1 protein-coding gene is annotated in these 735 nt (G+C 44.6%); it reads right to left on the bottom strand.

Annotation, left to right across the window (positions count from 1 at the left end):
• Nucleotides 1–673: AMP-binding protein (locus R7190_RS27195; protein WP_318137846.1), on the bottom strand; the 673-nt coding region annotated here is incomplete at its 3' end.
• Nucleotides 674–735: the final 62 nt, after the last annotated feature.

Below are 735 nucleotides of genomic sequence, written 5' to 3'. Positions count from 1 at the left end.
GATCGGATATATGTTGGTTTTTTTCCGCCATGTCGAAAGTTTTGCCATTGAATGTGTAGCCATCACAAGTGAACAAAATTTTTGGTTTTACCTGTCCAAAACGTTCCAGCACACTTTCTACGCCAAAATCTGGCGAGGTTGACGTCCATGTCGCAACTAAGCTGGTGGTTGCCAACATCGCGATGACGGTTTGAGGTAGGTGCGGTAAGTAACCAGCAACAACATCGCCTTGTTTGATGCCACAATCCCTAAGCCACTGTTGAACACTCGAGACTTCATCACACAGCTGTTGCCACGTATAGGTCTGTCGTTCGTCACGCTCATTTTCAAACCAGATGGCGAGCTCATGTGGTTTTTGATAAGCAAAGCTCAATAAGTTTTCTGCGTAGTTAATATGAGCGTCAGGAAACCAACATAAATCGCGATTGAGTACTGGTTGTTGCCATTTGCTCTCGGCTTGGCTTTTTACCGTCTCACCTGCATTACCTATTACATCGCAAAAAAGCCAGACCTCTTGCCAAAACTGCTCGTTATGATCCAAAGACCATTGGTGCAGGTCTGCGTAGTTTTTTAGGTCAAACCCTTGTCGATTAATGTGTTCGATAAACTGAGTAATATTGGCTTCTGCGATACGACTTTCGCTCGGTTGCCATACTTTGCTGCTCTCGCGCATAGGTCCCTCTATAACAAAGTGATAACAGTTTCAGTCTGAGGGGGAATGCCAATAAAGTCAAA

The organism is Vibrio sp. 1078-1 (assembly GCF_033340475.1).
Note: the sequence above shows the minus strand (reverse complement) of the source record. Positions and strands in the feature narration are given on the sequence as shown.